This is a genomic window from Microbacterium sp. X-17 (genome assembly GCF_039615055.1).
On record NZ_JBDHNI010000002.1, the window covers coordinates 116585 to 129564 of the forward strand.

The following is a 12980-nucleotide window of genomic DNA, read 5'->3' on the forward strand; positions in this document are numbered from 1 at the left end:
GCGCTCCGGGGTTGGCTCCGCCAGGGTGCCCCTTCGTCCCACCGTGGGCTTCGCGACACCGGAAGGGCTCAGTCGGCCTCGGGCTCGCGCGGCTTCACGTAGGGATCGGCCTCGCCGGCGTGCGTGGCGCCGGCCGCGAGGGTCGCGACCGCCTCGTCCCGCTCCCGCGCCTCGCGCAGCAACGAAGCGATGTGGTCCGCGTTCTCCGGGATCGCGTCCGGGATGAACTCGAGCGACGGGGTCATGCGGACCCCGAGCTGGCGGCCCACCTCGCTGCGGAGCATCCCAGTCGCGGCGGCCAGCGCCTCCGCGGAGTCGGCCCGCTCCTGATCGGTCCCGAGCACGGTGTAGAACACCGACGCGTGCTGCAGGTCGCCCGTCACGCGCACGTCCGTGATCGTCACGAAACCGAGCCGCGGGTCGCGCAGCCCCTTCTCGAGCCGCTCGGCGATGAGCACGCGGATGCGATCCGCGAGACGCGCCTGCCGTTCACTGGACATGGTTCACTCCTCAGCCGCGCGGCTTCTCGACCATCTCGATCGTCTCGATCTCGTCGCCGATCTGGATGTCGTTGAACTTGCCCAGGCCGATACCGCACTCGAAGTCCGTGCGGACCTCAGTGACGTCGTCCTTGAAGCGACGCAGCGACTCGATCGCGAGACCATCGGCCAGTACGACGCCGTCACGGATGACGCGCGCCTTCGCGTTGCGCGTGATCGTGCCGGACCGGACGATGACACCGGCGATGTTGCCGAACTTCGACGAGCGGAAGATCTCGCGGATCTCGGCGATACCCGACTGCACCTCTTCGAACTCCGGCTTGAGCAGGCCCTTGAGCGACTGCTCGACGTCGTCGATCGCGTTGTAGATGACCGAGTAGAACCGCGTGTCCACACCCTCTCGCGCAGCACGCTCGCGCGCCTTGGTGTCGGGGCGGACGTTGAACCCGATGATGATCGCGTTGTCGATCGTCGCGAGGTTCACGTCGGACTCCGTGATCGCACCGACGCCGCGGTGGATGATCCGCAGCTGGACACTGTCGTCGACCTCGATCTTGAGGAGCGACTCCTCCAGCGCCTCGACGGCACCGGACACGTCGCCCTTGATGATGAGGTTGAGCGACTCGACCTTGCCCTCTTCGAGAGCGCGGGTGAAGTCCTCGAGCGAGATGCGCTTGCGCGCCTTGGCCAGAGCGGCGTTGCGCTCCGCGGCCTCACGCTTCTCGGCGATCTGACGCGCGGTGCGGTCCTCCTCGGTGACGATGAAGGTGTCGCCCGCGCGCGGGACCGAGTTGAGACCCTGCACCTGGACCGGACGCGACGGGGCGGCCTCGTCGACCGCATCGCCGTTCTCGTCGATCATCGCCCGGACGCGGCCGTAAGCCGTGCCCGCGACGATCGCGTCGCCGACGCGGAGCGTGCCGGACTGGATGAGGACCGTCGCGACCGAACCGCGGCCCTTGTCGAGCTTGGCCTCGATCGCGACACCGCGCGCGTCCTTGTTCGGGTTCGCCCGCAGGTCGAGACCGGCATCCGCCGTGAGCAGCACCGCGTCCAGAAGGTCCTGGATGCCGATGTTCTCGCGCGCCGAGACGTCGACGAACATGACCTCGCCGCCGTACTCCTCCGCCACGAGCCCGTACTCGGTGAGCTGCTGGCGCACCTTGGCCGGGTTCGCGTCCGGCTTGTCGATCTTGTTGACCGCCACGACGATCGGCACGTTCGCCGCCTGCGCATGGTTCAGGGCCTCGACCGTCTGCGGCATGATGCCGTCGTCGGCCGCGACCACGAGGATCGCGATGTCGGTCACCTGCGCACCACGGGCACGCATGGCGGTGAACGCCTCGTGACCCGGGGTGTCGATGAAGGTGATCGCGCGCTCGATGCCGTCGTGCTCGGTCCAGACCTGGTACGCACCGATGTGCTGCGTGATGCCGCCCGCCTCGCCCGCCACGACGTTCGTCTGGCGGATCGCGTCGAGCAGTCGCGTCTTACCGTGGTCGACGTGACCCATGACGGTCACCACCGGCGGACGGATCTCGAGGTCTTCCTCGTCCTCGTCCTCCAGCTCCTGCTCGAGGTCGAGACCGAAGCCCTCGAGGAGCTCCTTGTCCTCGTCCTCGGGCGAGACCATCTGGATCTTGTAGCCGAGCTCCTCGCCGAGCACCTCGAACGTGGCCTCGTCGAGCGACTCCGTCGCCGTCGCCATCTCACCGAGGTTGAAGAGGATCGTCACGAGCGTGCCGGGCTGCACGGTGTAGCCGCGCAGCGCCTCCAGCTTGTCCGCGAAGTCGGCGATCGAGGCGCCGCGGCGCAGGCGGATGATCTCGCCGTTGCCCTTCTGGACGTTGACGCCGCCGACGACCGGCGCCGACCGCATCTCGAACTCTTGCCGCTTCGCCCTGCGCGACTTGCGCTGCTTGGACTTGCCGCCGCCCTTGCCGAACGCGCCGGCCGTGCCACCGCCGGGACCGCGGCCACGACCGCCGCCCCCACCGGGACGACCCGCGAAGCCACCGGCCGGAGCACCGCCGCCGGCACCGCCGGGACGGAAGCCGCCACCGCCGGCGCCACCGGGACGACCGGGGCCGCCGGGACGCTGCTGGAACGGAGCGCCGGGACGACCGCCGCCACCCGGGCGACCCGCGCCACCGGGACGCGGAGCACCGGGCCGCGGGGCACCGGGACGCGGAGCCTGGGGACGCGGGATGTTGCCGGGCGTCGGGCGCTGGCCCATGCCCTGCGCGGACGCGAACGGGTTGTTGCCCGGACGCGGGCCCGCGGGACGCTGGCCCATGCCCTGCGCCGAGGCGAACGGGTTGTTGCCCGGACGCGGGCCGGGGCGCGGAGCGCCGCCGGGCGTGGGCGCGGAGCCGCCCGGAGCGGGCTTCTCCGCCGGTGCCGGCGCCGGGGCCGGGGCGGGAGCCTGAGCCTGGGGACGCGCGGAGCCGGGGTTCGGGGCCGCGGACTGCGGCCGGGGCGCGGGCGCCGCCTGGTCGCGAGCGGGCGCGGGGGTCGACGACGCGGGCGCCGCCGGAGCCGGGGACGCGGGTGCCGCGGGGGCCGGCGCCGGGGCGGACGGCTTCGCCGTCGGCCGCGGACCGGGCGCGGGGCGCGGGGCGGGCGTGCTCGGCTTCGCGGCCGGTGCCGCTCCGCCGTCGGCCTCGAGCGCAGCGCGCAGCTTGCGCGCGACCGGGGGTTCGATCGTCGACGACGGGCTCTTCACGAACTCGCCGAGCTCCTTGAGCTTCGCGAGCGCGACCTTGCTGTCGACGCCGAGCTCGGAGGCGATCTCGTGTACGCGTGGTTTTGCCACAGTTCTCCTGTCTGAGGGCCCGCCCAGACAGGACGGACCACTAGAGGTGGACGAGTCTCATTTCGAGTCGTTCACTTCGTGTCCATAGCCGTTCAGCCTTTTCTCTAGTGCTGTCGTGTCAAGCGGACCTGACACGCGCAGAGCCCGCACGAACGCGCGACGCCGGATGGCGGCATCCACGCACTCTCGTTCGGGATGCACCCACGCGCCGCGGCCCGGCATCGACGCGCGATCGTCGGGGACGACCGCCGAATCGACGGCGACGACCCTCAGGAGGGCCGATCGGGGCGCACGCGTGCGACAACCGACGCACGTTCGTACGGGTTCCATTCTACACGCGGCGGGGGGACGCCCCCTCAGCCCTCTTCGAGGACGCTGTCCGGCTGGATGTCGATCTTCGCGCCCGTGAGCTTCGCGGCCAGGCGGGCGTTCTGCCCCTCCTTGCCGATCGCGAGCGAGAGCTGGTAGTCGGGGACGAGCGCCCGCACCGCCTTCGTCGTGGCATCCAGGATGAAGCTCGAGGTCACCTTCGCGGGCGACAGCGCGTTCGCCACGAAGCGGGCGAGTTCGGGGTCGTAGTCGACGATGTCGATCTTCTCTCCGCCGAGCTCCTCGGTCACGGAACGGACGCGGCGGCCGAGCTCGCCGATGCAGGCGCCCTTCGCGTTGATGGACGAGTCGGTGGCACGGACGGCCATCTTCGTGCGATGCCCCGCCTCACGGGCGAGCGCGACGATCTCGACGAGGCCGTTCGCGATCTCCGGGACCTCGAGCGCGAACAGCTTCCGGACCAAGCCGGGATGCGTGCGGGACACCGTGATCGACGGACCCTTCGCGCCCTTCGCGACCGACGTCACGTACACGCGGATGCGGGACCCGTGCCGGTACTCCTCCCCCGGCACCTGCTCCTCGGGGGGCAGGATCGCCTCGACGGAGCCGAGGTCGACGTGCACCATCCGCGGATTCGGGCCCTGCTGGACCACGCCGGCGACGATGTCACCCTCGCGGCCCTTGAACTCGCCGAGCACCGCGTCGTCGGCGATGTCGCGGAGGCGCTGGCTGATGACCTGCTTCGCCGCGAATGCGGCGATGCGGCCGAAGTCGTCGGGAGTGCTCTCCTCCTCGCCGATCACCGCGCCCTCGTCATCGGTCAACGGCACGAAGATCGACACGTGTCCGGTCGCGCGGTCGAGGTGCGCTCGCGCGCCCTCCGGCAGCTCGCCCGTCGGCGATGCGTTCTTTGCGTACGCGGTCAGGATTGCCTGCTCGATGATCTGCACGAGTTCGTCGAACGGGATCTCCCGTTCGCGCTCGATCGTACGTAGGAGCGCCAGATCGACGTCCATGACGCACCTCCCTATTCAGCTCTCGCGTGGGCGCCCACCGCGCGCTCGCATCCGAACACGTTACCGGACTCCCCCGAACGCGGGCAGGGCGGGGATAGCCGCGCGGCGGGGCTCGACCCAGAGAGCGAGATCAGGCGATCTCGCGAGTTCAGGAGATTTTCGCGCCAAAACGTCCTGAGTAAGCGAGATCACCTGATCTCGGCGAGGCGAGGCGGGACGGCACGACGGTCAGGCGATGCCGGGGCCGACCGCGTCCTCGAGGTTCTCCCGCAGCCAGTCGCACCAGAGCGAGACGGTCCGCCATCCGGCGGAGATCTCGTCGAACGCCTCCGGCGTCCACATCCAGGGCGCGGGGGGTTCGCGCCGGCCGACCGCGAGCCGCCGCAGGCGCAGCAGCTCGATCCGCGGGTGGTCGACGGAGAACCCGCGCGGCGCCGACCGCAGGGCGTCGTCGGCCAGGAGCGCGAAGCCGGCCGCGCGGACCTCGTCCAGCGTCGCCTCCAGATCACCCACGAGCCGCGAGTCGTCGACGATCTCGCGGAACCGCGCGAGCCCGGCGGGCGGGACCGCGTACACCCCGCCACCCAGAAGCATCCCCTCCTCCGACAGCTGGAGGTAGTGCGCGACGGGGGCGCGCGTGACCATCCCGATCTCTAGCTTGTACGGGGACTTGTCCGCGCTGAAGCGCACATCTCGGTAGGGGCGGAAGATCTTCGTGTCCCCGAACTCGGGCGCGAGCTCCTCGGCGAGCGCCTCGAACGGGCCTCGCACGCGCTCCTGGTACCGACGCGCGTTCGCCGCCCACCACTCCTTCGTATTGTTCATCCGGAGCTCGGCATAGAACGAGACGGCGTCCGGATCCAGCCCGTCGAAGGTCATGCCCGGATGCTAGCGCGCCCCGCAGACACCGCGGGAGCCTCAGCCGCGCACGCGGGCAACGGCCTCCGCGGCGGGGACGACCTCGCGATCGCCCGACCGGCGATCCCACAGCTCGACCTCGCCGTCGGCGGCGCCGCGCCCGACGATCACGATGCGCGGGACGCCGATCAGCTCGGCGTCCGAGAACTTGACGCCGGGCGACACCTTCGGGCGATCGTCGTAGAGGACGTCGAGGCCGGCCGACTCGAGGCCGGCAGACAGCTCCGCCGCCAGCTCGAACGCCACCGCATCCTTCCCCGTCGCGATGACGTGCACGTCGAAGGGCGCGACCGAATCGGGCCAGACGAGGCCCTTCTCGTCGTTGTTCAGCTCCGCGATGATCGCGAGGATGCGAGTGACGCCGATTCCGTACGAGCCCATCGTGACCGTGGTGAGCTTGCCGTTCTCGTCCAGGACCGAGAGACCCAGCGCCTGCGCGTACTTGCGGCCGAGCTGGAAGACGTGGCCGATCTCCATACCGCGCGCGAGGTGGACCGGACCCGATCCGTCGGGTGCGGCATCCCCCTCGCGGACGCTCGCGACGTCGGCGACGCCGTCGGCCCCGAAGTCGCGACCGGCGACGAGCGAGTGCACGTGCGCACCCTGGACGTTGGCGCCCGTGATCCAGCTCGTGCCGGTGACCACGCGCGGGTCGAGGAGATAGCGGATGCCGCTGGCCGACTCCTCCCCGAGGACCGCGCCGGTCGGCGACCAGGGGCCGAGGAATCCGCGCACCAGCAGGGGGTTCGCCTCGAAGTCGGCGTCGGTCGCCGGGCCCACCGCGGCCGGCGCGAAGAGGACCTCGGCGCGCTTCTCGTCGACGTCGCGATCGCCCGGGAGGCCGACGACGACGAGCTCGCGCGTGCCGTCGAGGTGCGTGAGGCCCAGGACCACGTTCTTTAGCGTGTGCGCGGCGGTCCACTCCGTGGCATCCGCCGTCGCGGGCCCCGCGATACCCGGCGCGGGGGCCGCGAGCGCCTCGCGCGTCTGCTCCACGACCGACTCGATCGTCGTCGCGCCGGGGGTCGCGAAGACCACCGGTTCCGGGAGGCCCTCGACCGGGATCGGGGCGGGCGCCGTCGTCTCGTACGCCTCGACATTGGCGGCATAGCCTCCGGCGGAGCGGACGAACGTGTCCTCGCCGATCGGCGTCGGGTGGAGGAACTCCTCCGACCGCGAGCCGCCCATCGCCCCGGCGTCCGCCTGCACGATGACGTATTCCAGGCCGAGGCGCTGGAAGATGCGCTCGTACGCGTCGCGCTGGGCGAGGTAAGAAGCCTCGAGCCCGGCGTCCGTGTAGTCGAAGGAGTAGGCGTCCTTCATCGTGAACTCGCGCCCGCGCAGGAGTCCGGCGCGAGGTCGCGCCTCGTCGCGGTACTTGTCCTGGATCTGGTAGATCGTCAGGGGCAGGTCCTTGTACGAGGAGTAGAGGTCCTTCACCAGCAGGGTGAAGACCTCCTCGTGCGTCGGAGCGAGGAGGTAGTCGGCGCCCTTGCGGTCCTGGAGCCGGAACATGACGTCGCCGTACTCCTCCCACCGTCCGGTCGCCTCGTACGGCTCGCGCGGCAGCAGCGCGGGGAAGTGCACCTCGTACGCCCCCGCCGCGGTCATCTCCTCGCGGATGATCGTCTCGATCCGTCCCTTGACCCGGAGGCCCAGCGGGAGCCACGCGAAGATCCCCGGCGCCTGCCGGCGGATGTACCCGGCCCGGACCAGCAGCCGATGGCTCGCGACCTCGGCGTCAGCGGGATCTTCACGGAGCGTGCGGAGGAAGAAGTGCGAGAGACGGGTGACCACGGTCCCCCAGTCTACGGAGCGGAGCCCCGTCGGCTCCGCACCGTCGAACTAGACTAAGTCATATGACTAAGACCACATCGGAGTCGGCGGCCTTCACCGTTCACGAGGCGAAGACGCACCTGTCCCGCATCCTGCGGATGGTCGAGAACGGTGAAGAGGTGCGGATCCTTCGCGGCACCCACCCGGTCGCGCGCGTCGTGCCGATCGTCGAGGAGCCGCGGCGCCGGCGGCTCGGCACGCTCAAGGGCCAGATCTGGATGTCCGACGACTTCAACGACATCGATGAGGACATCGTCGACGCGTTCGAGAACAGCGAGCTCTTCCCGCCGGAGGCGCAGCAATGAGCGGCATCCTCCTCGACACCCATGTCTGGGTGTGGATGCTGGAGGACAGCCGACGGCTCCGGGGACGGATGCGCGACATTGTGGAGGATCCGAACCAGGCGCTGTTCCTCTCCACGGTGAGCGTCTGGGAGCTCGCGATCAAGGCCCACAACGGACGCATGAACCTTCCGCTCCGGACGCCGCGCGATTTCGCCGCAAACCTTGCGGTCACGGACGTGACGCTGGTGGACGTCGACCTCGAGGACACCTGCGCGGCCGCCGCCCTGCCCCGCCACCACGGCGATCCGTTCGACCGGATCATCGTGGCGCAGGCGCGCAAGCTCGACGTCCCCGTCCTGACGAGCGATCCGTGGATCGCGGCGTACGACGTCGAGGTGATCTCCACCTGACTCCGCGTCGGACGGATGGTACATAACAACCCCTCTGGAATGTCGGAAGCCCGGCATAGTGTCGGTGATATGGACGAACTGCTCGCATCCCTCGCCGCCGCGGTCGACGCCGTGCGGGCGGCCGGCGGTGGGCGCGCGCCGGAGGCGCTGGGTCCGGGCGAGCTGATGGCGGTGAACGAGGCGTTCGGGGCACTCCGCAGGCGGGTGGATGCCGCGTACCTGCCGGTCGCGACCGAGATCACCCGACAGTCCCGAACCGAGCTGGGGAAGGACTCGCTCGCGAGGAAGCAGGGTTTCCGCTCGCCGGCGATGCTGATCTCGGCGACCACTGGCGCAACCGTGGGCGACGCGGTCCGAATGGTGACCGTCGGCGAGGCCACCGCCCCGCGCACCACCCTGACCGGCCAGAGCGCGCCGGCCAAGCACCCGCACGTGGCGGCTGCGCTGTCCGCCGGTGAGATCGGGATGCCGGCGGCATCCGCGATCATCTCGATGCTCGACCGCGTCGCCATCCGTGCCGATCGCGCCGCCGCCGACCGAATGGAGAAGACGCTCGCTGCTGCCGCACCCGGGCTGACTCTCGACCAGCTGCACAAACTCATCGCTCGGGCCGAGGCCCACCTCGACCCCGACGGGCTCGCGCCGAGAGAGGAGCAGCTGCACGCTGACCGCTTCCTCACCGTGCGGGAAGACCGCGGCGGCGCGATCCTCGTCACCGGCGCGTTCGATCCCGAGAACGGCGCCCCTATCAAGGCGGCCATCGAAGGCCTCGTGACGGGCATGATCCGGCGCCGTGACGACACCGCCGGTCCGGTCGCGGAGGACACCCGGTCCGTGCGACAGATGCAGGCCGACGCGCTCGCCGACCTCTGCCGCCACGCCCTCGGCTGCGCGGAGGTGCCCACGGGACCGTCGACCACCGTCGTCGTGCGGATGAGCCTCAGCGACCTCGAAGCCGGCACCGGTGCGGGCGAGATCGACGGGATCGCTCAGCCGGTCTCCGCCGCGGTGGTGCGGCGTATGGCCGCCGACGCCCAGATCATCCCCTGCGTTCTCGGCGGGGAGAGCGAGATCCTCGACTGGGGCAGGGCCAAGCGCCTGTTCACCCCGGCCCAGAAGCTCGCGCTCGTCGAACGCGACGGCGGCTGCGCCTTCTGCGGTGCCCCACCCCACATGACGGTCGTCCATCACCTGAGATGGTGGGCCCGAGACGCGGGCCGCACCGATCTCGGCAACGGCATCCTCCTCTGCGTCGCCTGCCACCACCGCATCCACAACGACGGATGGGACATCCGCATCGACGGCACGGGCAGCGGCGCCCGTGTCTGGTTCATCCCGCCGCCGTGGCTCGACCCGGCCCGCACCCCGCGCCTCGGCGGCAGAACCCGCTACGACCTCGCCGCCTGACGGCCCGACCAGCGCGATGACGAGCTACGCGGTGACGACCTGGGCCGCCCCGAGGGGGGCGTCGGGGCCGAGCTCGGCGGCGATCCGGTTGGCCTCCTCGATGAGGGTCTGCACGATGTCGGCCTCGGGCACGGTCTTGACGACCTCGCCCTTCACGAAGATCTGGCCCTTGCCGTTGCCGGAGGCCACGCCCAGGTCGGCCTCGCGCGCCTCGCCCGGCCCGTTCACGACGCATCCCATCACCGCGACCCGCAGCGGAACGGTCATGTCCTTGAGGCCCTCGGTCACGCTGTCGGCGAGCGAGTACACGTCGACCTGCGCCCGGCCGCACGACGGGCACGAGACGATCTCGAGCTTCCGCTCCCGCAGGTTCAGCGACTGGAGGATCTGGTGCCCGACCTTGACCTCCTCCGCCGGCGGGGCGGAGAGCGAGACCCGGATCGTGTCGCCGATCCCCTCCGCGAGCAGGATGCCGAACGCGGTCGCGCTCTTGATCGTGCCCTGGAATGCCGGGCCCGCCTCGGTCACGCCGAGATGCAGGGGCCAGTCGCCCATCGCCGCGAGCAGCCGGTACGCCTGCACCATGACGACGGGGTCGTTGTGCTTGACGGAGATCTTGAAGTCGTGGAAGTCGTGCTCCTCGAACAGCGACGCCTCCCAGCGCGCGCTCTCCGCGAGCGCCTCCGGCGTCGCCCGGCCGTACTTCTCCAGCAGCCGCTTGTCGAGCGAGCCGGCGTTGACGCCGATGCGCAGCGAGACGCCGGCATCCTTCGCGGCCCGCGCGATCTCGCCGACCTTGTCGTCGAACTCGCGGATGTTGCCGGGGTTGACGCGGACGGCCGCGCAGCCGGCGTCGATCGCCTGGAAGACGTACTTCGGCTGGAAGTGGATGTCCGCGATGACCGGGATCTGGCTCTTCTTCGCGATGATGTGGAGGACGTCCGCGTCATCCTGGCTCGGCACCGCGACGCGCACGATCTCGCAGCCGGATGCCGTCAGCTCGGCGATCTGCTGCAGGGTCGCGTTGATGTCGGTCGTCTTGGTCGTCGTCATCGACTGGACGCTGATCGGCGCGTCGCCTCCGACGAGCACGCTGCCGACCCGGATCTGCCGGCTCTTGCGCCGAGGGGCGAGCGTTTCGGGGACGCGGGGCATCCCGAGATTCACGGCGGGCACGACTCCCAGCCTACGGCCCCCACCCTGGGCGAGCGCCAACGGTGCCCGCCACGGGAGGCGGTCATCTCGTGCCCCGCATCGCAGCGGGCGGCCCGGAGCGCGTGTGGTAGTTTCGGCGCATGCACGCGACGCGCACCTGGTGGCCCGCCTCCTAGGCGGCGTGCGCGCGCGACTCCGACCGCCTGTCCCCCACACGGGCGGTCTTCTTCGTGAAGGGGCCACCCTCCGACGAAGGATCCACCCATGAGCATCCCCTCCCCGCTGGACGCGGTCCGCGCCGGCGACGCGCCGTTCGCCCTCATCGCGCGCGACGCGGACACGGTCGAGCTCCTGACCGGCACAGTCGTCGACGTCGACCTCCTCGCCGACATCCCGCTCGCCGACGGCGCGGGGTCCCCGCGCGAGGTGCTCGCGCTCGTGCCGTTCCGCCAGGTGCGCGAGCGAGGCTTCGCGGCCCACGACGACGGTGCGCCCCTGCGCTGCCTCCTCGTCGATCAGCACGTCGTCCTTCCCCGCGACGAGGTGCTCGCGGCGCTGCCGACCGACCGGGTGCCCCTGCAGGACGCCGGCTTCGACATCGACGACGACGCGTACGCCGACATCGTCCGCCGCGTGATCGCCGACGAGATCGGCCGCGGCGAGGGCGCGAACTTCGTCATCCGCCGCGACTTCACCGCCGGCGTGGACGCGGATGCCGTGACCGCGGCGCTCACGTGGTTCCGGGCGCTGCTCGAGCACGAGAAGGGCGCGTACTGGACGTTCCTCGTCTCCACACCGGGCCACGTCGCGGTGGGCGCGAGCCCGGAGGCGCACGTCGTCGCGCGCGACGGCATCGTGACCATGAACCCGATCTCCGGCACGTTCCGGCATCCCGCGGGCGGACCCACGGTCGCCTCGCTGTCCGAGTTCCTCGAGTCGACGAAGGAGACCGAGGAACTGTTCATGGTCGTCGACGAGGAGCTCAAGATGATGAGCGCCGTCTGCTCGGACGGCGGCCGCATCACGGGCCCACACCTGAAGGAGATGTCGCGGCTCACGCACACCGAGTACGTGCTGCAGGGCCACAGCCGACTCGATCCCCGCGACATCCTGCGGGAGACGATGTTCGCGCCGACCGTCACCGGATCCCCGATGCAGAACGCGTGCACGGTCATCACGCACTACGAGACGACACCGCGCGGCTACTACTCCGGCGTGGCCGCGCTCTTCACCCCGCGGACGGATGCCGCAGACGACGAGCCGACGCATGACCTCGATGCGCCCATCCTCATCCGCACGGCGTACGTCGCGGACGGGCGGCTTCGGGTCCCGGTCGGGGCGACGCTCGTGCGGCACTCCGACCCGTTCGGCGAGGTGAGCGAGACGCACGGGAAGGCGGCCGGCGTACTGGGCGCGATCGGCGCGATCCCCCGCGAGGCGTCGGCGGCCCCCGCCGCGGACGCGGCCGCTGACCCGGATGCGCCGACCGCGCCCCGGCGGCGGCTCGCGGACGACGCCGGGATCGCGGCGCTGCTCGAGTCCCGGAACGCACGCCTCGCCCGCTTCTGGCTCGAGCCACAGAGCGACGGCGCGGACGGTCCGTTCGCCGGGCGCACGGCCGTGGTCGTGGACGCGGAGGACCGGTTCACGACGATGCTCGCGCACCAGCTCCGCCACCTCGGACTCGACGTGACGATCGCGCCGTGGGACGCCGCGACGGACGCCCAGCTCGCGGCGACCGACCTCGTCGTGGCCGGGCCCGGCCCCGGGGATCCGCGGGATCCCGACAACGCGCGGATCGTGCGCATGCGCGAGATCGTGGCGGCCCGCGTCGCGTCGGACCGGCCCCTGCTCGCGGTGTGCTTGAGCCATCAGATCCTCAGCGACCGGCTCGGCGCGGACCTCGTGTCGCTCGACCGTCCGCACCAGGGGCTGCAGCTCGAGGTCGACGTGTTCGGGGAGCCCGCGTCGATCGGCTTCTACAACACGTTCACCGCGCGGGTCGCGCCGGGGACGACGCGGCTCGGCCCCGCCGAGGTTGCGGCGGATCCGGCATCCGGCGACGTGTACGCGCTGCGCGGCCCGCGCTTCGCGTCCGTGCAGGGTCACCTGGAGTCGATCCTCTCCCGCGACGGGATGCGGACGCTCGAGCGCCTGGTCGCCGCCGCCCTTTCCTGACCCCGCCGCCCTCTCCTCGGGCACCCACTCCCCGGCACCCTCTCCGCGAAAACGCGCTCGTGTCACGTTCTTCCGGCGTGTCTGTGACACAAGCGCGTTCTCGCGGGGAGGTGGGCAGGGATGACCCCGCG

Annotated in this window: 11 protein-coding genes; 4 read left to right on the plus strand and 7 right to left on the minus strand. The window is 71.1% G+C overall.

Features of this window, described 5'->3' with window-relative positions; all coding sequences use genetic code 11:
* Nucleotides 1–68: 68 nt before the first annotated feature.
* The 6 genes from rbfA to ABCS02_RS09080 all read right to left on the minus strand — a co-directional run bounded on the left by rbfA (nucleotide 69) and on the right by ABCS02_RS09080 (nucleotide 7376).
* On the minus strand, nucleotides 69–500 hold the full coding sequence (gene rbfA / locus ABCS02_RS09055) for a 30S ribosome-binding factor RbfA (RefSeq protein WP_345835310.1): 432 nt from the start codon (nucleotides 498–500) through the stop codon (nucleotides 69–71).
* 10 nt (nucleotides 501–510) lie between these two features.
* A complete protein-coding gene (infB, locus tag ABCS02_RS09060) occupies nucleotides 511–3315 on the minus strand; it encodes a translation initiation factor IF-2 (protein ID WP_345835311.1) in 2805 nt (934 codons plus the stop codon).
* A gap of 57 nt (nucleotides 3316–3372) precedes the next feature.
* Nucleotides 3373–3645 (minus strand): YlxR family protein, encoded by a 273-nt coding sequence (locus ABCS02_RS09065; RefSeq protein WP_345835312.1) that lies wholly within the window; start codon nucleotides 3643–3645, stop codon nucleotides 3373–3375.
* Between the two features lie 26 nt (nucleotides 3646–3671).
* Nucleotides 3672–4661, minus strand: coding sequence for a transcription termination factor NusA (gene nusA / locus ABCS02_RS09070; protein WP_345835313.1), 990 nt, complete (start codon nucleotides 4659–4661; stop codon nucleotides 3672–3674).
* Nucleotides 4662–4889: 228 nt separating this feature from the next.
* On the minus strand, nucleotides 4890–5540 hold the full coding sequence (locus tag ABCS02_RS09075) for a DUF2461 domain-containing protein (protein WP_345835314.1): 651 nt from the start codon (nucleotides 5538–5540) through the stop codon (nucleotides 4890–4892).
* Nucleotides 5541–5579: 39 nt separating this feature from the next.
* Nucleotides 5580–7376 (minus strand): proline--tRNA ligase, encoded by a 1797-nt coding sequence (locus ABCS02_RS09080; protein ID WP_345835315.1) that lies wholly within the window; start codon nucleotides 7374–7376, stop codon nucleotides 5580–5582.
* Nucleotides 7377–7438: 62 nt separating this feature from the next.
* Here ABCS02_RS09080 and ABCS02_RS09085 point away from each other — a divergent pair, with 62 nt between their 5' ends.
* The 3 genes from ABCS02_RS09085 to ABCS02_RS09095 all read left to right on the plus strand — a co-directional run bounded on the left by ABCS02_RS09085 (nucleotide 7439) and on the right by ABCS02_RS09095 (nucleotide 9516).
* A complete protein-coding gene (locus ABCS02_RS09085; RefSeq protein ID WP_345835316.1) occupies nucleotides 7439–7720 on the plus strand; it encodes a type II toxin-antitoxin system Phd/YefM family antitoxin in 282 nt (93 codons plus the stop codon).
* A complete protein-coding gene (locus tag ABCS02_RS09090; RefSeq protein ID WP_345835317.1) occupies nucleotides 7717–8109 on the plus strand; it encodes a type II toxin-antitoxin system VapC family toxin in 393 nt (130 codons plus the stop codon). The genes ABCS02_RS09085 and ABCS02_RS09090 overlap by 4 nt, the downstream gene beginning before the upstream one ends.
* 69 nt (nucleotides 8110–8178) lie before the next feature.
* Nucleotides 8179–9516, plus strand: a complete 1338-nt coding sequence (locus ABCS02_RS09095) for a DUF222 domain-containing protein (protein ID WP_345835318.1) — start codon at nucleotides 8179–8181, stop codon at nucleotides 9514–9516.
* A gap of 24 nt (nucleotides 9517–9540) precedes the next feature.
* On the opposite strand, the gene ispG is transcribed toward ABCS02_RS09095, so the two are convergent.
* Nucleotides 9541–10671 (minus strand): flavodoxin-dependent (E)-4-hydroxy-3-methylbut-2-enyl-diphosphate synthase, encoded by a 1131-nt coding sequence (gene ispG / locus ABCS02_RS09100; RefSeq protein ID WP_345836315.1) that lies wholly within the window; start codon nucleotides 10669–10671, stop codon nucleotides 9541–9543.
* 264 nt (nucleotides 10672–10935) lie between these two features.
* On the opposite strand from ispG, the gene ABCS02_RS09105 reads away from it, so the two are divergent.
* Entirely contained in the window at nucleotides 10936–12849 is a 1914-nt protein-coding gene (locus tag ABCS02_RS09105; RefSeq protein WP_345835319.1) for a chorismate-binding protein, read from the plus strand.
* Nucleotides 12850–12980 lie beyond the last annotated feature (131 nt).